Genomic DNA, 19318 nt, shown 5'->3' with positions numbered 1-19318 from the left:
ACCGAAATCCCGTCCCCGGTTGCTGGCACCATCATCGAGATCCTCGCTGAAGAGGACGACACCGTTGAGGTGGGCGACGTGATCGTGATCATCGGCGACGCTGACGCCGCTGCTGCTTCCGACGACTCCGCCGACGAGGCCGAGGACGAGGTCGAAGAGGCTGAAGAAAAGGCCGAGGAGAAGGCCGAAGAGAAGGCTGAAGAGAAGAAGCCGGAGCCGAAGGAAGAGCCGAAGCAGGAGGCTCCGAAGGCTGCTTCCACCGAGTCCAAGAACGCTTCCGCGAAGGTGAACAACGGCGACAACGTCCCGTACGTCACCCCGCTGGTGCGCAAGCTGGCTGAGAAGCACGGCGTTGATCTGAACACGGTTGAGGGCACTGGTGTTGGTGGCCGCATCCGTAAGCAGGATGTCCTGGCTGCCGCTGAGGGCGGTAAGGCTGAGGGTGCATCTGCTTCCTCGTCTGCGACGAAGGAGCAGACGGAGCAGCCGAAGGGCGAGCGTGCGAACTGGTCCACCAAGTCTGTGGATCCGGCGAAGGCGGAGCTCATCGGCACCACTCAGCGCGTGAACCGCATCCGCGAGATCACCGCTGCGAAGATGGTCGAGTCGCTGCAGACGACTGCCCAGCTGACCCACGTGCAGGAAGTCGACGTCACCCGTGTGGCGGAGCTGCGCAAGAAGGTGAAGCCGGCGTTCGTCGAGAAGCATGGCGCAAACATCACGTACCTGGCCTTCTTCATCAAGGCCACGGCAGAGGCGCTTGTGTCCCACCCGAACGTGAACGCTTCCTACGACGCGGATGCGAAGGAGATCACCTACCACGAGGACGTCAACATCGGTATCGCTGTTGATACCCCGATGGGTCTGTTGGTGCCGGTGATCAAGCAGGCGCAGAAGAAGAACCTTGCGGAGATTGCGAAGGCGATCACCGACCTGGCCGAGCGCGCACGCAACAAGAAGCTGCGTCCGGACGACCTGTCTGGCGCAACCTTCACGGTGACCAACATTGGTTCCGAGGGTGCGCTGCTGGATACTCCGGTGCTGACCCCGCCGCAGGCTGGCATTCTGGGTACGGCTGCGATTGAGAAGCGCCCGGTCATCGTGACCGAGGATGGCATTGACTCCATCGCGATCCGTCAGATGTGCTACCTGCCGTTCACCTACGATCACCAGCTGATCGACGGTGCGGACGCTGGTCGTTTCGTCACGACCATCAAGGACCGCATCGAGGAGGGTGACTTCGAGGCTGACCTCGATATCTAACCTCTAGCAGGCGAAAGCCCGGCACTGATTTATGTCAGTGCCGGGCCTTCTTTTTATGTTTACACTGGCGCGCATGACAGGCACATTCAAATCTTTCCGCAACAACACTGAACATTTCATGCGCGAGGCACTCGGCGGCCTTGTGGCCGCGCATCCTTTTGCGGAGTGGCACAACGAGGGGTTCGTGGGGCTTTTGCGTGACGACGACTCCCCCGCCCGCGTCGCCGTCATCTCCGGCGGCGGGTCGGGTCACGAGCCGATGCACGCCGGGTTCGTCGGCGAGGGGATGCTGGACGCGGCTTGCCCGGGGCTGCTGTTTACGTCCCCGAACGCGGTGCAGATTGGCGCGGCAACGGAGTGGGCAGATCGTGGCCGTGGCGTTGTGCATGTGGTGAAGAACTACACGGGCGATGTCATGAACTTCACCGTTGCGGGCAACCACGCCGATGCGGAGGTGAAGCAGGTGTTGGTGGCTGACGATGTGGCAACCGAGATCGACAACGATGACTCGCCGGGGAGGCGGGGTACGGGGGCGACGGTGATCGTCGAGAAGATTGCGGGTGCTGCTGCGGCGCGTGGCGACGACCTCGGCGCCGTTGCGGAGGTTGCGCAGCGGGCGGCGGATCAGTCGCGAAGCATGGCGGTGGCGCTGCAGCCTGGCCACTCCCCGACGAGTGACCGCGCGACGTTCGACCTCGACGAGGGGCAGATTGAGGTCGGTGTTGGTATTCACGGTGAGCCGGGTGTGGAGCGTCGTGATCAGGCGGGGTCGAAGCCGTCGGCAAAGGCGTTGGTCGAGGAGCTCCTCGATGCGGTGCTGGCCTCGCTCAAGGACAACGGCGTTGAGGTGGATGACGCCATGCTGTTTGTGAACGGTTTGGGTGGCACGAGCGAGCTGGAGTTAGACCTGGTGTTCGGCGAGGCCCTCAAGCAGTTGTCGGACCGTGGTGTGACGGTGCGTCGCGGCATGCGTGGGTCGTTGGTGACGTCGCTGAACATGGCTGGTATTTCGCTGACGGTGACAGCACTCGACGACGAGCTCATCAGCCTGCTCGACGCGGAAACCCAGGCACCAGCCTGGCCTGATTTGGTCCGCGACCCGCAGTATTCCGACGCCACGATGACGGACGACGAACAGCAGCCAGACAGTGGCGAGGCAAACGTGTGGCTTTCGGCCTTTGTGGATCGCCTCGCAGCTGCCTACGACGACCTGACGGCGCTAGACCGCGAGGCCGGCGATGGCGACTTTGGCCAGAACATGGAGGCGGCCTTCGGTGATATGACTACCCCGATTCGGGGCAATGATTCCGAGGTGCTGAACTTCTTCGCCCATCGGATGTTGGTTCGCGCGGGTGGTACGTCGGGGGCGGTGCTGGGCACGTTCTTCCGCGAGATGGCTGACGTGTTTGAGCGCGCCAATGTGGATTCGCGGGAAGCGGACGGCGCTGCGTTTGGCAAGGCGCTGGCTGAGGGCCTGCAAAACGGCGTGACTGCCATTACTGAGCTCGGTGGCGCGAAGGAGGGCGACAACACGCTTATCGACGCCCTCGTGCCCGCCGCAAAGGCCACCGAATCGCTCGATGGCGCTGCCACTGTGGAGGACGTTCTTGAGCACGTATTCGCAGCTGCCGTCGAGGGCGCAAAGTCCACCCGCGGCATGCAGGCGAAGAAGGGGCGGGCCTCCTACCTGGGAGAAAGAGCAAAGGACGTGCCGGATCCCGGCGCGATTGCGGTGACGTGGTTGTTTGGTGCAGCGGACGTGAGGGAGTTCTAAAACCCTGGTAGACCGCTTTGTCTTATTGGTGGGTGTCACGGACGTGTTTGCCCGCTATGCTTGGGCGTGCTCGTACGCCCCGAGATAAGGAGCCTTCAGTTGGATTACATTTCCCGTCATATTGGCCCAAACCAGGATGAACAGCAGCAATTGCTGGACGCGCTGGGTTACGAAAGTATCGATGCGCTGATTGCTGCAGCGGTGCCAGGCGGGATCCTGGCTGAGCAGCCGCTTGATCTGCCGGATGCGCTTACGGAATACGAGGCTCAGGCTCGACTGCGTGAGTTGGCTGGCAAGAACAAGGTCTTGCGCGCGTTCTATGGCCAGGGCTTTAACTCGACTCTCACGCCACCGGTGATTCGTCGTGGTGTGGTGGAGGATGCTGGCTGGTACACCGCGTATACCCCGTATCAGCCGGAGATTTCTCAGGGGCGCCTGGAGGCGCTGCTGAATTTCCAGACCATGGTGCAGGATCTGACTGGTTTGGATATTGCGAACGCTTCGCTTCTCGACGAAGCCTCAGCCGCCGCGGAAGCAGTTGGCCTGATGGCTCGTGTGGTGAAGAAGGGTCGCCGTGTGCTGTTGGATGCTCGTTTGCATCCGCAGGTGATCAACGTGGCTGCAGAGCGCGCCCGTGCGATTGATCTTGAGGTTGAGGTTGTTGACCTCACCGAGGGTGTTGTCGGCGAGGACCTGGTGGGCGCGGTGTTTGCCTACCCGGGTACCGAGGGCGACGTTGCGGATCCGCGTCCGGTGATCGAGGCGATCCACGAGCGTGGCGGCCTGGTTGCGGTTGACGCGGACATTCTTGCGCTGACGCTGTTGGAGTCCCCTGGTGAGTTCGGTGCGGATATCGCAATCGGCACCACCCAGCGCTTGGGTGTGCCGCTGTTCTACGGTGGCCCGCACGCCGCCTACATGGCTGTGCGCGAGAAGTTGCAGCGTCAGATGCCGGGCCGCCTCGTTGGCGTGTCCAAGGATGCGGAGGGCTACCCCGCATACCGCCTGGCGTTGCAGACGCGTGAGCAGCACATTCGCCGTGAGCGTGCGACGTCCAACATCTGTACTGCTCAGGCACTGCTGGCGGTGACGGCGTCGATGTACGCGGTCTACCACGGCCCGGACGGGCTGACGCAGATCGCTCGCGCGATTCACCAGCGCGCGACGGATTTTGCTGCCGCTCTTGAGAAGGCTGGCGTGAAGGTCAAGCATGCTGAGTTCTTCGACACTGTTGCGGTGGAGGTTGACGGGGCGCGTGGTGTCGTCGATAAGTTTGCGCAGGCGGGCTACCTCGTTCGCGCGATTGACGACAACACGGTCGGCGTGTCTTTTGGCGAGGACACCACGGATGCGGATGTTTCGGCGCTGCTGGCCGGCTTCGGCGCGGAGGCTGCGACCGGCGAGTCTCGTATCCCTGCGGCACTTGTGCGCAAGACCGAGTTCCTCACCCACGAGACGTTTAACCGCATCCACTCTGAGACCCAGATGATGCGCTACATCCGTGAACTTGGTGATAAGGATCTGGCGCTGGATCGCACGATGATCCCGCTGGGTTCCTGCACGATGAAGCTCAACCCGACCGCGGGCCTTGAGGCGATTACCTGGCCTGATTTTGCCAACGTGCACCCCTACACCCCGGATGAGTACACCGAGGGCTGGCGCGAGCTTATCGACGAAATCCGCTCCTGGCTGGTTGAAATCACCGGCTACGCCGAGGTGTCCGTCCAGCCGAACTCCGGTGCGAACGGCGAGTTGGCCGGCCTGTTGGCGATCCGTCGCTACCACGTGGCCAACGGCGATACCGAGCGTGACATCTGCCTGATTCCGGCGTCAGCGCACGGTACGAACGCGGCGTCGGCGACGCTTGCGAACCTGCGGGTGGTCGTGGTCAAGACTGCGGACGATGGCTCCATTGACATCAACGACTTGGACGAAAAGTTGGCCAAGCACGAAGGCCACGTCGCAGCGATCATGCTCACCTACCCCTCCACGCACGGCGTGTACGAGGAAGACGTGCGCGTGGTCTGTGACAAGGTGCATGCGGCTGGCGGCCAGGTCTACATCGACGGCGCGAACATGAACGCCCTGACCGGCATCGCCCGCCCTGGCGACTTCGGCGGCGACGTGTCTCACCTGAACCTGCACAAGACGTTCACCATCCCGCACGGTGGCGGTGGTCCGGGTGTTGGCCCGATCGGTGTGGCCGAGCACCTCATCCCGTTCTTGCCGTCCAACCCGAACGTGCCGCTAGAGCAGGCCGCTGCGGAGATCGACGGCTCGGCTGGCGTGCCGGTGGCCTCCACCCTGTTTGGCTCGGCTGGTGTGCTGCCGATTTCCTGGTCGTACATCGCCATGTCCGGTGCGGAAGGACTGCGCAGTGCCACGGCGCACGCGGTGCTGAACGCGAACTACATTGCGAACGAACTCAACGACTCCTTCCCGGTCCTCTACACCGGCAACAACGGTCTTGTCGGCCACGAGTGCATCCTGGATCTGCGCGAACTCACTGATCAGTCCGGTGTGACCGCCGCCGATGTGGCCAAGCGTCTGGTGGACTACGGCTTCCACGCCCCCACCCTGGCATTCCCGGTTGCGGGCACGCTCATGGTGGAGCCGACCGAGTCCGAGGACCTGGCTGAGATCGACCGCTTCATCGAGGCAATGCGCTCCATCCGTGCGGAGATCCAGGAGATCATTGACGGCAAGATCGAGTACGAAAAGTCCGTGGTCCACAACGCGCCGTACACCGCGCACAGCGTGGCCCGTGACGAGTGGCCGTACGAGTTCACCCGTGAGCAGGCCGCCTACCCGGTGGATCGTCTCGTCCACCAGAAGTACTTCCCGCCAGTGCGTCGTGTTGACGAAGCATTCGGCGACCGCAACCTCCAATGCGCATGCCCGCCGCCGGAGGCCTTCGACATCACTGACGACACTAACGGCACCGACAACTAGGAGTAAGGAGAACACCCATGCCACAGACTCCCCTGTTTGCTAAGCACGAGGCGCTCAACGCCTCCTTCACCGACTTCGGTGGCTGGACCATGCCGCTGAAGTACGCCTCCGAGTTGGAAGAGCACCGCGCGGTGCGCAACGACGTTGGCATTTTCGACCTGTCCCACATGGGCGAAATCGACGTCAAGGGCCAGGACGCTGCAGCGTTTTTGGACTACGCGTTGATCTCCAACATGTCCATCCTGAAGGTGGGCAAGGCGAAGTATTCGATGATTGTCGATGAAAACGGCGGCATCCTCGACGACTTGATCACATACCGCTTCGACGACAACCACTTCATGGTTGTACCCAATGCTGGCAACACCGCAGCCGTGTGGGCGGCGTTCGAGGCACGCAAGGGCGACTTCGACGTCGAGCTGCGCAACGACTCCGAAGCCACCGGCCTAGTTGCCGTCCAGGGTCCGCGCTCCCTCGAGGTGCTCAACCCGCTGCTGGACGGCGATGCTGGCGCGCTTGAGTACTACTCCGGCGCTTGGTTCTCGCTTCGCTCGAACGACACAACAGTCGACGATGCGAAGCGAGTCGACGTGTTTGTCGCCCGCACCGGTTACACCGGTGAGGACGGCTTCGAACTGTTCTGCGCGGCCGAAGACACCGTTGCCGTGTGGGACGCTGTCATCGGCTCCGGTACCCCGTGTGGTTTGGCTGCACGTGACTCGCTGCGTCTCGAGGCATCCATGCCGTTGTACGGCAACGAATTGACCGCCGACATCACCCCGGTGGAGGCCGGGATGGGCCGTGCGTTTGCAAAGAAGGAGGCGGACTTCGTCGGTAAGCAGGCGCTCACTGGTCGTGAACCAAGCGTCGTTATCGCTGGTCTGACGTCTGAGCAGCGCCGTGCCGCACGTCAGGGCGCCGAGGTGTACCTGGCGGGTACTGAGGACAAGATCGGCGTGGTCACCTCTGGCCAGCCTTCGCCGACGCTGGGCTACCCGGTCGCACTCGCACATGTGGATCCGGCACACACGGAAGTGGGCACCGAAGTGGAAGTTGATATCCGCGGACGCCGCTACCCGTTTACTATTGCAGCAACCCCGTTTTACACCCGAGAGGACGCATAACTATGGCTCTGAAGCAGGATTTCTACTACTCCGAGGACCACGAGTGGATCAACGCCACCCCGGACACCGCCGTTGGCCAGACCGTACGCGTGGGCATCACCCACGTCGCTGCTGACCGCCTCGGTGAGGTTGTGTTCGCGGAACTGCCGCAGGTCGGCGACACCGTCACCGCAGGCGAAACCTGCGGTGAGATCGAGTCCACCAAGTCGGTCTCTGATCTGTACTCCCCGGTCACCGGCACGGTCACCGCTGTCAACGAGGACATCGACGGCGCGTATGAGGCCATCAACAACGACCCGTACGGCGAAGGCTGGCTCTACGAGGTTGAGGTCGAAGAGGTCGGCCCGCTCATGACCGCCGACGAGTACGGCGCCGCTAACGGCGTGTAGTACACATCTCTGCCGGGGACTAGGGTTGGGCGCATGACTGCGCCACGTGACCCGTTTTTCCCCGCCGAGAAGTCCATCCGAGCCTCAGACTCGCCCATTGACGTGCGCGAGCTGGGGCTCGTGGATTATCAGCAGGCCTGGGATCTTCAGGCCGAGATTGCCGCGCAGCGCGCCAAGGATGAGGTGGGCGACACCATCCTGGTGTTGGAGCACCCCTCCACATTCACTGCCGGCAAGCGCACCCAGCCGGAGGATATGCCGGATGCTTCCTACCCCGTCCCGGTTGTGACGGTGGACCGTGGCGGTCGCATCACCTGGCACGGCGAAGGCCAACTCGTGGTGTACCCGATTATTAAGTTGGCCGAGCCGGTAGATGTCGTCGATTATGTGCGCCGCCTCGAAGAAGCCCTCATTCAAACCGTGCGGGCAGCCGGGGTGACCACCGCAGGGCGTATCGACGGCCGCTCGGGCGTCTGGGTACCCGCTGAAACTAAGGCGGCCTCCCCTGAGGCCTCGACACGTGAGCGCAAGATCGCAGCACTTGGCATCCGTATCACCCGCGGGGTGACCATGCACGGGCTGAGCCTGAACTGCGACAACACCCTCGAACACTACGAACACATCGTCGCCTGCGGTATCGACGACGCCGACGTGACCACCATGTCGCTCGAACTCGGACGCGACATCACGCCTGCCGATATGGCTGGCCCTGTCGTGCACGAACTCAAGCGAGCTTTGGCTGGTGAACTGGTGGTAGCGGACCATACGTTTGCCACTCGGCCGGACCCGTCGAAGGGTTTGACAAAACATGTACGGTAGGGGGCGTGACTGTAGCACCAGAAGGACGCAAGCTGCTGCGCGTTGAGGCGCGCAACTCGCAGACACCAATTGAGAAGAAACCACGCTGGATCCGCAACTCTGTAAAGACCGGTCCCGAATACGAGGACATGAAGCAAAAGGTCAAGGGAGCGGGGCTGCACACCGTGTGCCAGGAAGCCGGCTGCCCCAACATCCACGAGTGCTGGGAATCGCGTGAGGCAACGTTCCTCATCGGCGGATCGCGTTGCTCGCGCCGTTGCGATTTCTGCGACATCGCCTCCGGCAAGCCGGATCCGTTGGACCGCGACGAACCGCGTCGCGTGGCAGAAGAGGTCAAGAGCCTCAACCTGAACTACTCCACCATCACCGGTGTGACCCGCGACGACCTCGAAGACGAGGGTGCTTGGCTATACGCAGAGGTCGTCCGCAAGATCCACGAACTTAACCCAAACACCGGCGTGGAAAACCTTACTCCGGACTTCTCCGGCAAGCCGGATCTGCTCCAGGAAGTGTTCGAAGCACGCCCTGAGGTCTTCGCCCACAACCTGGAGACTGTCCCGCGCATCTTCAAGCGCATCCGTCCGGCGTTCCGTTACGAGCGATCTCTGGACGTTATCCGCCAGGCACGTGACTTCGGTTTGATCACCAAGTCCAACCTCATCCTCGGCATGGGTGAGACCCGTGAAGAGGTCCTGGAGGCACTCAACGACCTCGTTGATGCCGGCTGCGACATCATCACCATTACGCAGTACTTGCGCCCAGGTCCGACGTACCACCCGATCGATCGTTGGGTGAAGCCGGAAGAGTTCATCGAGTACCGCGACGCTGCTTACGAGATGGGCTTCGGCGCTGTCATGTCCGGCCCGCTGGTCCGCTCCTCCTACCGTGCAGGCAAGCTCTACGTGGAAGCAATGAAGCACCGTGGGCTCGAACTGCCGGAGAACCTGAAGCACCTCGCGGAAACGTCTCAGGGTGAGACCGCGCAGGAAGCCTCGTCGCTGCTGAAGAAGTACGGCGCGTCTGAGGACCACCCTGTAGAGACCCGCTAGGGGTCTTTGGCCCGCGTCTTAGCTGTGGCATACAGTATTGGCCATGGCTAAGACGCAGGACAAGGCAGCCGCAAAGGCTGCGAAACAGGAACAGCGCGCGGCGAAGCGCGCGAAGAGCAAGGCAACGCGCGGGCAAATCGTCCAGGCGTTTAATATTCAGCGTAAGCGCGACAAGGCGCTTATCCCGATCATGCTGGCCTGTGTGCTCGGCGTCGGGTTGCTATTCTTCCTCCTCGGCCTGTGGTGGGGCATGAAGTGGCTCTGGCTCGTCTTCGGCCTCGTTCTGGGTGCCGTGCTGGCAATGTTTGTCTTCTCCCGTCGCCTGGAGCGCTCCATGTACGAAGAGGTCGGCGACACCCCAGGCGCTGCCGGCTGGACACTGGAGAACATGCGCAACACGATGGGCATCGTGTGGCTGACTAAGACCGGCGTGCAGGCGAATACTTCCATGGACACCGTCCACCGCGTAGTGGGCAACCCGGGTGTGGTCCTGGTCGGCGAGGGTAACCCGAACCGTTTGAAGACCCTGATGTCCAAGGAGCACAAGCGCGTCGACCGTCTGCTGGCTGGTGTACCGATCTACGAGGTGTATGTCGGTGAAGGCGAAGACCAGGTGCGCACTCGCGATCTGCAGAAGCACCTGCTGAAGCTGCCGAAGAACTACCAGAAGAACGAGGTATACAACCTCGCAGCGAAGTTGGACGCAATGGATTCACGCGCACGCAACGGCCAGATGCCGGGCCTGCCGGGTGGTCCACTGCCAAAGCAGGCACAGAACATGGCGGGTATGAACCGCAAGATGCGCCGTATGCAAGAGCGCAAGGGCGGAAAGTAACCCCAGAATCCCCCCTGTGATCCGCTCGCTACCTGGAACGGATCACTGTTGTGGTGGTGGCGCGGTCATGCATGCCGCGCCCGTCGGCGTCGACAAGCGCTGCGGGCAACACGAAGCCGGTGAGGACGGTGCGCAACGCTGCGCGCCACAGTCCCACCGGCGCTTCTTCGTCTACACGCGCCACCCCCATGCCGAGTGCAGCCATACCTGGGGTGCGGGCGAACAACCAGCCTCCCAGGATTCCCAGCACGATCCACAGCAGGTAGGTCAGCGTGTACTTGTCCCCCAACGCTGAGGTGTTCTGGGTGATCAGGGATGCGGCGATGGCGCAGATTGTCCAGTCGATGAGCACCCCGCCCATGCGTCGCGCCACCGATGCTTGCGAGCCGGCACCTTTCTCCGGCATGCCGAGGAACTCCCCCGGATAGGACGGCAGATGGTCCTCGCCGTTGAATTGATTAGGGATTTCTGGGCCGTTGCGCCAGTCAGGTCGTCGATTAGCAGCCATACTCTATGAGCCTAGCGATGTACAGGTCTACACTTGTAACCGCTTATGACAGCCGACCGACGAGGAGTACCGCCCGTGTCCTTCGACAACATCGAAGACGTTAAAAAGTTCATTGTCGACGAGGGGGTGGAATTCGTTGACGTGCGCTTCACCGACGTGCCCGGCATCGAACACCACTTCTCCATCCCGGCCTCCATGTTCGACGAAGACGTGATGGAAGAGGGCCTCGCTTTCGACGGCTCCTCCATCCGCGGCTTCACCACGATCGAAGAGTCCGACATGACGCTCATGCCGGACCTGGCCACCGCGAAGCTTGACCAGTTCCGTGGTTCGAAGACGCTAAACGTGAAGTTTTTTGTCAACGACCCGTTCACCCACGAACCGTTCTCGCGCGACCCGCGCAACGTAGCCAAGAAGGCCGAGGAGTACCTGCGCTCCACCGGCATCGCAGACACCTGCTCGATTGGCGCCGAGGCCGAGTTCTACCTGTTCGACTCCATCCGCTACGAGGTGGACGCCCATACTGCGTTCTACGAGATCGACGCGGAAGAAGGCTGGTGGAACCGTGGTGCCGAGGCTGACGTCGATGGCGGCCCGAACCTGGGCTACAAGAACCGTGTGAAGGGTGGCTACTTCCCCGTCCCGCCGCACGACAAGACCGTCGAGGTGCGCGACGCGATGGTGCGCAACCTGGCTGAATCCGGTTTTGAGATCGAGCGTTTCCACCGCGAGGTGGGCAACGGCGGCCAGCAGGAGATCAACTACCGCTTCAACACCCTGCTGCATGCGGCGGATGATCTGCAGGACTTCAAGTACATCGTGAAGAACACTGCCACCCAGTTCGGTAAGACCGTCACGTTCATGCCGAAGCCGCTCGCTGGTGACAACGGCTCGGGCATGCACGCCCACCAGTCGCTGTGGAAGGACGGCGAGCCGCTGTTTTACGACGAGTCCGGCTACGGTGGCCTGTCCGACATCGCCCGCTGGTACATCGGCGGCCTGCTCGAGCACGCAGGTGCCGTACTCGCCTTCACCAACCCGACGCTGAACTCCTACCACCGCCTGGTGCCGGGCTTCGAGGCCCCGATCAACCTGGTGTACTCCCAGCGCAACCGTTCCGCTGCCATCCGCATCCCGATCACGGGTGCGAACCCGAAGGCGAAGCGCATCGAGTTCCGCGCACCGGACCCGTCGGGCAACCCCTACCTCGGCTTCGCAGCCATGCTCATGGCAGGTATCGACGGCATCAAGAACCGCATCGAGCCGCACGCCCCGGTGGACAAGGACCTCTACGAACTGCCACCAGAAGAGGCCAAGGACATCCCGCAGGCACCGACCTCGCTTGAGGCTGCCCTGCAGGCGCTTGAGGCTGACCATGACTTCCTCACCGAGGGCGACGTGTTCACCGAAGACTTGATCGAGACCTACATCAAGCTGAAGTACGACAACGAGATCACCCCGGTGCGCCTCCGCCCAACGCCGCAGGAATTCGAGATGTACTTCGACTGCTAAATCAGAGGCAAAACAGCGGCTCGATGGTGGCTGAAATAGCCTCGTTCTCCGCTAAGCCTTAGATAACTTTGTATAGCCTGACCTGCGGAAGGTCAGGCTATACATGCTTGCGCAGGCAAAACAATGGGTTCATAGTGGGCGCTATGACTGATCTGATGGCACGCCCCAATGACTGCTCCGCCGACTGCCCGGTGGTGTACGACCTGCACCCGATGCAGCACGTTGAGCCTGGCACCAGCGAGCGGCTCAACCGCCTCCGCGCGGCCGTCCTTGGCGCGAACGACGGCATTGTCTCCACGGCGGCTGTCGTCGTGGGTGTAGCGGGCGCGACCGCGAACCAGACGACGATTGCCATGTCCGGTTTGGCCGCCGTCGTTGGTGGTGCTGTGTCGATGGCGCTTGGCGAATACGTCTCGGTGTCGTCGCAACGCGACTCGGAGCGCTCCATGGGCTTTGCGGAGCACCAGCAGGTCAATCCATGGTCAGCCGGTATCGCGTCGTTCCTGTCGTTCATCTTGGGTGCGGTGCTGCCATTTGTGACCGCGATACTGGCGCCGGAGTCCGTCCGCATTGTGTCGATCTTCGCTGTGACGCTCGTTGCGCTTGCACTCACCGGCGCACTGTCGGCAAAGCTTGGCGATTCCCCGGTGCTCCGCCCGGTTCTGCGCATCGTCGTCGGTGGAACACTCGGCCTAGCGATGACTTTTGCGGTGGGTTCGCTCTTCGGCGCCGCTGCACTTTAGTGTCCAGAGTGGCGGTAGCGATTTGGATCGTATCCGTTTGACGTGGGAAAACACCCAAACCACACAACTCCACACAAAGTACACAACTCCACACAAACCACATAACTTCACATAACATCGGTAGCGTCGCCGACATCCTGCGCGTGCCAGAGGATGAGTATCCCGAACTGCCGAATGGCCAGGTACAACAAAAGGGATTACCATACATGGGGTGATGAACAAGCTCCGCCAACTTCCTCCGGCCGGCCCCGCATGGGGCGGCAGCCTCATGGGTACGTCGATCGTGTCGCGACTGCTCGTCGAAAAGAACATGATGCTTGGCGCGAGCATCTTCGCAGCGATCGCCTCCGCAATCCTCGTTGTATTAGTGGTTGGCTTTGTCACATACCGCCAGCCGAGCTTCAAACGCACCTCAATGGCGGAATGGTCGATGTTCTTCATCGGAATCCTCGCGCTCGGCGCCGCACTGTCTGGGTTGACGGATGTGCCGGTGTACCGCCTGGTCGGCTTTTGGATCGGCGCGCCCGTCACCACCTTGACCTGGGCGATCCAACTCACGCGATTCGAAGGAAAACCACGGTTTACGTGGGGGCTGCCGCTTGTCGGCCCGATGATCTCCGCGTCTGTGGCCGGCTGGCTGGCCCGCGACTACGGGCAGATCTACCACGTCATGGGCACAGTGTTTTTCTTCATGTCGCTGCTGACCGCAGTGCCGGTGTTCATGCGCGTCTACTGGGCTGCCTGGCACGGTGAGGTTGATCTGTCGGGCCCGAACTCTGCGACCGCATGGGTGCCGCTCGGCGTGATCGGCCAATCCACTACCGCGTTGCAGATCCTCTACCCCGGCTACTTCTCGGTCCACTACGGCTACGTGGCGCTTATGCTGTCCATCCCGCTGGCCATCTACGCCATGGTCACCTTCTACCCCAACGTCGCACGCTGGACGCAGTACTCCCCCGCCTGGTGGTCGTGCACCTTCCCGCCGGGCACGGTGAGCATGGGCGGCCACCAAGTTGCCTTGGTCAACGGATCGCAGTGGCTGGACGCCGTTGCCTTGGCAATTCCGTTCCTGCTGCTCGCTCACTGGACGGTGTGCTCGAGCAGGTTTATCAGTTGGGTTATCGAAGGTCGCCGGGACAACAACTCGCAGTCGACGCAGACGCCCCAGACCTCGAAGGCTGCGCGCCAGATGGCGGCCTAGCGCGCCACGTTGAGGTCGACCTCGATCCCGCCAACGCGCCCGCGGGAGGTGAACTGCCACACCGCGGGTTCCGGGAACCCGAGCGGGCGCGGCCACTTCCCCAACTGCGCCGGGTCCGTCACGGTGTTGTCGCCCCAGTGCGCGAGCCACAGTTCCCCAAACTGTGCAGGGCTGGCCAGCCCCATGTGCCGGCGCCAGTACCAGGCGTTGGTGTAAACCCCGGCCACTTCCACGCCAGCTTGGGTGAAGCACTCTACAGCGGTGTGGACGTCGTCAAGCGTAAGCCCCGCGGGTGACTCCACGTCGAGCCACATGGGCAATTGCGTATCGACGAGCACCTCACACGCCACCTCCACCTGCCGCTGCACCGTCGTGCCCTCTGAGGGGGCGCGGAGAAAGTGGTAGGTGGAGGTGTCGCAGCCGGCGGTGGTGGCGTCGAGAAGCAATTGCTCAAAACACGGGTCGCGGTAGGTGCCGTCCGTGGTGCGGATGATGGCGAAGTCGAAGCCGGTGAAGTCGAAGCCTCGTTGGTATTCGGAGACGTCGACGCCGAATCTCACCGCTTCTTCAGCCCCATGCGCGGGGTAAAGCTGCCTGGGTGGCGGCGCTGCGCTGCGGCATCGGCGATGGTCAGGCGCCACTTCGGGTCGGTCACCGGCATGTTGGAAATCGGGAACCAGCCGACCTCGATCGACTCGTCGTCACCGACGATGGGCACGGCGGTGGGGTCTGTAGCCTCGCAACGAATCTGCACCGACATGTACGTCGCCTTATCCCCGTTGTCGTGCGTGACCGGGCCAACCACGCCGACGCCGAGGATTGCCGCCGGCTCGACCTCCACACCAGTCTCCTCGAGCACCTCGCGCACCGCGGCCATGTGAGGCTCCTCGCTCGGGTCCGCGATGCCGGTCACCGGGGTCCAGTTCCCATTGTCGGCGCGGCGCACGAGCAGCACGTCCGGCACTGCCCAGTCGGAGGTGTCCGCTGAATCGCGCAACACCACCGCGCACACGCTGGGCACCCACATCAGGTCGGTGCCGATCTTTTTACGGGTTTCCACAATGAACTCCGGGATAGGCATGGGTGCGAGTGTACAATCCCTTCCGATATGAGCACTTCCGTGACCGAACCCGAACAGCCCACGCGCACCTTCCTGCAGCGCGTGCCCACGCCGGTGTTTGTCACGGTCTACGGCGCACTCGTCGTCGCCGCGGTGGTGGGGGCCGTGTTCGGGCTGCGATACACCGCAGACGCGGAAAGCACCGAGGTGTCCCTGCCACAACCGGTGCGCCCGTTTAACCCGGCCCCGGCCGATCCTGCCAATGTGGCGGCGAGTGTGCGCCCCCACCTGATCCAGAACCTGCAGGTGGGCAAAACCAACACTGGTGTGATGGCGCGTGGCGATCTCGCCGAGTACGTCATGAGCGATTCCACCGAGTTCGCCGGCCACGTCTCACGCCTGCTCGAGCAGAACTGCCTAGACACGCTCGAGCTGACCACCCCAGACGGCATGCGGGTGAACTTCTGGGGCTTTTGCTTTGCGACGATACCCGCTACCACCATCCAAAACACCTTCGATTTCGCGGTGGCCCAAGGCGCTGACTCCGCGTCCTTCGCCGTCTACCCCGCCCAGAACAACTTCCACGAAATCAGACTGATCTGGACCGACGCGGAAGCAACCGGCTACGACGCGAAGCAACTCGAGCGGCAGTGGAAGCAACTCGACCGCCCCGACGAGATCGACCGCATCGCGTTCTTCGGCTACTACGACGACGAGGTCATCGTGGTGGACAACGACAAGAAGGACGGCAGGTCCACCAAGACGTTCCCCGCCGGTGAGGCGTTCAACGAGAAGTGGGGCCTCGAGCGCTAACTACCAGCGCGCATTACCAGCTATGATTACCAGCGCTGGGGCACGAGATCCGCGTCAGGCACGACGTGGTTGATCACGGCCATCACCTGGTTGATGTTGGAGTAGCTCATCAGCAGCGGATCCTCCATGCCTTCGAAGCACTCCTCCCCCGCACGGCCAGCCTCGGTGCCTGAGACCACTCCGATGACCGTGGCCCGGCCGTTGATCTCGGTGAACACTGGCCCGCCCGAGTCGCCCGAAGCGGCGCAGACGGAGGCGATGTCGCCGTGGGTTTGGGCCTCGGCGTCGTCGTCAAGGTTCACGATCTGCACACGCTGGGTCGCCTCAAACTTGCCGCAGGTGTAGCCGGTGGTCGCGCCGGTTTTGCACACGCGGTCGAGATCGTGCAGGTCCTTGGCGATACCGGTTGCGATCGGAGCACCAACGACATCCATGAACCGCTCGGCATCGGTGATCTCGATGATGCCAACATCGATACCTCTCGTTTCCTCATTCGCGTCGCCGTACATGCCGGAATAGATGAACTTGCCCACCTCGTGCGCGTAGTCGAAGGCGGTCTCCGCATTCGTCGGCCACACAAGGTCACCCGCACGCCCGCAGTGGCCCGCAGTCACGGCATAGGCTCGGCCGTCAGCGCCAGTAAACGAGAACGCTGCAGTGCACGACTGAGCGGTGAAGTGCTCACCCGGCTCCGGGTAATGGTCCGTGGACTGAATGCGCGTACCCGGCGCCCACGGCGCGAATGCAGGCACGAGCACATTGCTCTCCTCCACCGGTGCAGGCGGAGCCTCATCCGGCGTTTGCACACGCTCAAGCGCGTGGCGCTCCTCCACCGTGGGAGTTGGGAATTGGCTCGTGGTCAGCCCGAGCCACACCACCATCGCAACAGCAGCAAGCGTTGCGACGATCACCGTAATCCACCCACCGGTCCGCAAACCCGTACGCCGCTGAGTGGGCGGCGCAGACAGAGCAGGCTGCGCGGGCGTGCCGGGCACGCCGGGCATGTCCGGGAACTGCCACTGCTGGCCATCCTCCGGCTGGTAGCGCCGCGCCAGGTTGTCGCCGCCTGCCTGATGTTCAGGGAAGGTCAAGCGCGAGCCTTACTTGTCGGCGTCGGAGTTTTCGGCGTCGGTGTCGTCGTCAAGAAAAAACTTGTCACCCTTGGCGGCTTCCTCGGCCTGGATCTTGATGTCGCGCAGGAACTTCTCCGGATCGAACTCCGTGTACTGCTCAGGGCCTGCGAACTGCTCTTGTGCCATCGATGGGGATCCTTTCCTAGACGTCCGTGCGCTCGATTGCGTCGGCGATGAATGCCTTGACCTGCTCGGCGTCATTCGGCAGATCCACAACGTGGCGCTCGGCGTCCATAATCGCGGCGAAGCGCTCCGGCACCTCCGGAAGCTCGCCAATTGCCTCCACAATGGTATCCGCGAATTTCACCGGCAGCGCAGTCTCCAGCACAACAATGGGAGTTTCTACGCTGTCTGCCAGCTGCTGCGCCACGAACACGCCGTCGGCGGTGTGCGGGTCAATAACCACGCCGTACTCGTCCTTGATGCGCTTGATCGTGGCAATGCGGTCCGCATGCGTCGAGGTGCCCGAGCCGAAACCGTACTTGTCGGTGATGCGCTCAAGCGTATCGGTGTCCAGCGCGAAGCCGCCCTCTTTGACCTTGGTGCCGAAGAGCTCGCGGGTGGTGTCCGCGTCGCGGTCCAGCGCGTCGAAGATCATGCGCTCAAAGTTCGACGCCTTGGAAATATCCATCGACGGCGACGAGGTGGCGTACGTGTCGGCTGCGGAACGCGGGCGGTAATCACCGGTGGTGAAGAACTCGTGCAGGACGTTGTTCTCGTTCGTCGCCACGATCAGGCGATCAAGCGGCAGCCCCATCTGCTTGGCAATGTGGCCTGCGCACACGTTGCCAAAGTTACCGGTAGGCACGCAGATCGAAACCTGCTCCTCGTTCGTCTTCGTCGTCTTGAGGTATGTGGCGATGTAGTACACCACCTGCGCAAGCAAACGCGCGAAGTTAATGGAGTTGACCGCGCCGATCGAGTACTTCGACTTAAACTCCGCGTCCGCGCTGACTTCCTTGACCACGTCCTGGCAATCATCGAAAACGCCGTCGAGCGCGATGTTGAAAATGTTCGGGTCATCCAGGCCGAACATCTGGGCCTGCTGGAACGGGGTCATACGCCCGGCCGGGGTGAGCATGAACACGCGGATGTTGTCGCGGCCACGCATGGCGTACTCGGCCGACGAGCCGGTATCGCCCGAGGTCGCGCCCAGAATATTGATCTCTTCGCCGCGGCGCCCGAGTTCGTACTCGAAGAGCTCGCCGAGCAGCTGCATCGCCATGTCCTTAAACGCAGCGGTCGGACCTTCGGAGAGGTGCGCGATGTGCAGGCCGTCGTTCAGACGCGTAACCGGCACGATCTCCTCGTCCGCGAACACCGGGGTGCGGTACGCACGCTTGGCAATCGCCTCAAGGTCCGCTGCCGGGATGTCATCGACGAACAGCTTCAATACCTCTGCGGCAAGTGCGGCGTAGCCGTCGTTGGCCAAAAGGGTGCGCCACTCGTCGAGAAGCGCCGGCGAAAGTGTCGGGTACACCGCCGGCATAAACAGCCCGCCGTCCGGGCTTAAGCCGGTGAGCAGGATGTCAGTGAAGGAACGGGCCTGGGCAGTTGCGTCGCGCGTCGAAATGAAGTCCACGCCGGGCAGTCTACGTGATCGGTGTATGCCCTTGGCCGGAATGGGCATTTACGTTCAGCGTCGGCAGGCCCGGAAAGCCGCACTTTGGTGCGGTCGTGGGGCCTCGATTCGTTCATATGCAGGGCTCGATATGCGTAACTGCAGGTCAGCGCAAAATCGGAAAAACGGCATGAAAGGTATCTCCAAAGCCGTGACCAGGAATTACGCATATCGAGCCCTGCATATGAACGTTGGAGGGGCGGTGGTGCGTGAGCGCGCGACGGCGGGGTGCTGCACCGGTGTGGCTCTGCGCTAGTGGCGCGGGGGCTCCTGGCGGCCGGTGAGGATGTCCACGACGGAGCGGATTGCGGCGTCGCCAAGCGGTGCCACCGAGCGCTCCTTCGGCTGCTCCGGTGTGGATGCCCGGCGCGGGCTCGGCTCGACGGTGACGTTAAGCGTCGTGTCGTCGAGTTCGAGCTTTGCGGACGGGTCGATGCCGGCGACGCGGGCGGCGTCGACGAGTGCGACGAGGTCGGCGAAGGTTGCGTTGTCAAGGTCGATAGTCATGTTCACTGCCATGCCCAC

The 19318-nt window shown here is 62.5% G+C and carries 19 protein-coding genes; 12 read left to right on the top strand and 7 right to left on the bottom strand.

The genetic code is table 11. From position 1 onward, the window contains the following. The 8 genes from sucB to HMPREF2617_RS08535 all read left to right on the top strand — a co-directional run. Positions 1-1263: 2-oxoglutarate dehydrogenase, E2 component, dihydrolipoamide succinyltransferase (gene sucB / locus HMPREF2617_RS12335; protein WP_246821725.1), on the top strand; the 1263-nt coding region annotated here is incomplete at its 5' end. Positions 1264-1336: 73 nt separating this feature from the next. Next, positions 1337-3037, top strand: a complete 1701-nt coding sequence (locus HMPREF2617_RS08565; protein ID WP_246821724.1) for a dihydroxyacetone kinase family protein — start codon at positions 1337-1339, stop codon at positions 3035-3037. 99 nt (positions 3038-3136) lie between these two features. After that, on the top strand, positions 3137-5989 hold the full coding sequence (gene gcvP, locus HMPREF2617_RS08560) for an aminomethyl-transferring glycine dehydrogenase (protein WP_070840524.1): 2853 nt from the start codon (positions 3137-3139) through the stop codon (positions 5987-5989). Between the two features lie 17 nt (positions 5990-6006). Continuing rightward, a complete protein-coding gene (gene gcvT, locus HMPREF2617_RS08555; protein ID WP_070840523.1) occupies positions 6007-7110 on the top strand; it encodes a glycine cleavage system aminomethyltransferase GcvT in 1104 nt (367 codons plus the stop codon). 2 nt (positions 7111-7112) lie between these two features. After that, a complete protein-coding gene (gene gcvH, locus HMPREF2617_RS08550) occupies positions 7113-7499 on the top strand; it encodes a glycine cleavage system protein GcvH (RefSeq protein ID WP_070422154.1) in 387 nt (128 codons plus the stop codon). 33 nt (positions 7500-7532) lie between these two features. After that, positions 7533-8318, top strand: a complete 786-nt coding sequence (gene lipB, locus HMPREF2617_RS08545; RefSeq protein WP_070614604.1) for a lipoyl(octanoyl) transferase LipB — start codon at positions 7533-7535, stop codon at positions 8316-8318. A 5-nt stretch (positions 8319-8323) separates the two neighbouring features. After that, positions 8324-9367 (top strand): lipoyl synthase, encoded by a 1044-nt coding sequence (lipA, locus tag HMPREF2617_RS08540; RefSeq protein WP_070816344.1) that lies wholly within the window; start codon positions 8324-8326, stop codon positions 9365-9367. A gap of 43 nt (positions 9368-9410) precedes the next feature. After that, positions 9411-10202: a DUF4191 domain-containing protein gene (locus HMPREF2617_RS08535; RefSeq protein ID WP_070450834.1), complete on the top strand. Its 792-nt coding sequence runs from the start codon at positions 9411-9413 to the stop codon at positions 10200-10202. A gap of 28 nt (positions 10203-10230) precedes the next feature. Here HMPREF2617_RS08535 and HMPREF2617_RS08530 read toward each other — a convergent pair whose 3' ends face one another. Further along, complete coding sequence (locus HMPREF2617_RS08530; protein WP_070422150.1) at positions 10231-10710, bottom strand: RDD family protein; 480 nt, start codon at positions 10708-10710, stop codon at positions 10231-10233. Positions 10711-10755: 45 nt separating this feature from the next. Here HMPREF2617_RS08530 and glnA point away from each other — a divergent pair, with 45 nt between their 5' ends. The 3 genes from glnA to HMPREF2617_RS08515 all read left to right on the top strand — a co-directional run bounded on the left by glnA (position 10756) and on the right by HMPREF2617_RS08515 (position 14166). Next, positions 10756-12222 carry a type I glutamate--ammonia ligase gene (glnA, locus tag HMPREF2617_RS08525; protein ID WP_371326013.1) on the top strand — a complete coding sequence of 489 codons (1467 nt, stop codon included), beginning with the start codon at positions 10756-10758 and terminating at the stop codon, positions 12220-12222. Positions 12223-12434: 212 nt separating this feature from the next. Beyond that, positions 12435-12965: a VIT1/CCC1 transporter family protein gene (locus tag HMPREF2617_RS08520; RefSeq protein WP_208856598.1), complete on the top strand. Its 531-nt coding sequence runs from the start codon at positions 12435-12437 to the stop codon at positions 12963-12965. 214 nt (positions 12966-13179) lie between these two features. Beyond that, on the top strand, positions 13180-14166 hold the full coding sequence (locus HMPREF2617_RS08515; RefSeq protein WP_083323257.1) for a TDT family transporter: 987 nt from the start codon (positions 13180-13182) through the stop codon (positions 14164-14166). On the opposite strand, the gene HMPREF2617_RS08510 is transcribed toward HMPREF2617_RS08515, so the two are convergent. Continuing rightward, entirely contained in the window at positions 14163-14726 is a 564-nt protein-coding gene (locus HMPREF2617_RS08510; RefSeq protein ID WP_070840522.1) for a glycoside hydrolase family 25 protein, read from the bottom strand. The two genes, HMPREF2617_RS08515 and HMPREF2617_RS08510, sit on opposite strands and share 4 nt — an antisense overlap. Continuing rightward, positions 14723-15247: an NUDIX hydrolase gene (locus HMPREF2617_RS08505; RefSeq protein ID WP_070422147.1), complete on the bottom strand. Its 525-nt coding sequence runs from the start codon at positions 15245-15247 to the stop codon at positions 14723-14725. The genes HMPREF2617_RS08510 and HMPREF2617_RS08505 overlap by 4 nt, the downstream gene beginning before the upstream one ends. Positions 15248-15274: 27 nt before the next feature. On the opposite strand from HMPREF2617_RS08505, the gene HMPREF2617_RS08500 reads away from it, so the two are divergent. Then, entirely contained in the window at positions 15275-16039 is a 765-nt protein-coding gene (locus tag HMPREF2617_RS08500; protein WP_141763038.1) for a hypothetical protein, read from the top strand. Positions 16040-16065: 26 nt separating this feature from the next. Here HMPREF2617_RS08500 and HMPREF2617_RS08495 read toward each other — a convergent pair whose 3' ends face one another. From HMPREF2617_RS08495 to HMPREF2617_RS08485, 4 genes are all read right to left on the bottom strand, one after another. Beyond that, positions 16066-17130 carry a S1 family peptidase gene (locus HMPREF2617_RS08495; protein ID WP_246821183.1) on the bottom strand — a complete coding sequence of 355 codons (1065 nt, stop codon included), beginning with the start codon at positions 17128-17130 and terminating at the stop codon, positions 16066-16068. A gap of 9 nt (positions 17131-17139) precedes the next feature. Continuing rightward, on the bottom strand, positions 17140-17298 hold the full coding sequence (locus HMPREF2617_RS12125; protein ID WP_168161888.1) for a hypothetical protein: 159 nt from the start codon (positions 17296-17298) through the stop codon (positions 17140-17142). A gap of 16 nt (positions 17299-17314) precedes the next feature. After that, positions 17315-18754: a threonine synthase gene (gene thrC, locus HMPREF2617_RS08490; RefSeq protein ID WP_070422145.1), complete on the bottom strand. Its 1440-nt coding sequence runs from the start codon at positions 18752-18754 to the stop codon at positions 17315-17317. Positions 18755-19045: 291 nt separating this feature from the next. Beyond that, positions 19046-19312: a hypothetical protein gene (locus HMPREF2617_RS08485; RefSeq protein WP_070422144.1), complete on the bottom strand. Its 267-nt coding sequence runs from the start codon at positions 19310-19312 to the stop codon at positions 19046-19048. Between the last annotated feature and the right edge of the window lie 6 nt (positions 19313-19318).

This window comes from Corynebacterium sp. HMSC070H05 (genome assembly GCF_001837615.1).
Taxonomy (GTDB): Bacteria; Actinomycetota; Actinomycetes; order Mycobacteriales; family Mycobacteriaceae; genus Corynebacterium; species Corynebacterium coyleae.
Note: the sequence above shows the minus strand (reverse complement) of the source record. Positions and strands in the feature narration are given on the sequence as shown.

What these genes read in the sequence shown, in the direction of transcription:
- HMPREF2617_RS12125 (WP_168161888.1), bottom strand. Translation starts at nt 17,298, where the DNA reads ATGGCACAAGAGCAGTTCGCAGGCCCTGAGCAGTACACGGAGTTCGAT.
- HMPREF2617_RS08530 (WP_070422150.1), bottom strand. Translation starts at nt 10,710, where the DNA reads ATGGCTGCTAATCGACGACCTGACTGGCGCAACGGCCCAGAAATCCCT.
- HMPREF2617_RS08565 (WP_246821724.1), top strand. Translation starts at nt 1,337, where the DNA reads ATGACAGGCACATTCAAATCTTTCCGCAACAACACTGAACATTTCATG.
- HMPREF2617_RS08485 (WP_070422144.1), bottom strand. Translation starts at nt 19,312, where the DNA reads ATGGCAGTGAACATGACTATCGACCTTGACAACGCAACCTTCGCCGAC.
- HMPREF2617_RS08535 (WP_070450834.1), top strand. Translation starts at nt 9,411, where the DNA reads ATGGCTAAGACGCAGGACAAGGCAGCCGCAAAGGCTGCGAAACAGGAA.
- HMPREF2617_RS08505 (WP_070422147.1), bottom strand. Translation starts at nt 15,247, where the DNA reads ATGCCTATCCCGGAGTTCATTGTGGAAACCCGTAAAAAGATCGGCACC.
- HMPREF2617_RS08515 (WP_083323257.1), top strand. Translation starts at nt 13,180, where the DNA reads ATGAACAAGCTCCGCCAACTTCCTCCGGCCGGCCCCGCATGGGGCGGC.
- HMPREF2617_RS08520 (WP_208856598.1), top strand. Translation starts at nt 12,435, where the DNA reads ATGCAGCACGTTGAGCCTGGCACCAGCGAGCGGCTCAACCGCCTCCGC.
- gcvT (WP_070840523.1), top strand. Translation starts at nt 6,007, where the DNA reads ATGCCACAGACTCCCCTGTTTGCTAAGCACGAGGCGCTCAACGCCTCC.
- glnA (WP_371326013.1), top strand. Translation starts at nt 10,756, where the DNA reads ATGACAGCCGACCGACGAGGAGTACCGCCCGTGTCCTTCGACAACATC.
- HMPREF2617_RS08500 (WP_141763038.1), top strand. Translation starts at nt 15,275, where the DNA reads ATGAGCACTTCCGTGACCGAACCCGAACAGCCCACGCGCACCTTCCTG.
- gcvH (WP_070422154.1), top strand. Translation starts at nt 7,113, where the DNA reads ATGGCTCTGAAGCAGGATTTCTACTACTCCGAGGACCACGAGTGGATC.
- lipB (WP_070614604.1), top strand. Translation starts at nt 7,533, where the DNA reads ATGACTGCGCCACGTGACCCGTTTTTCCCCGCCGAGAAGTCCATCCGA.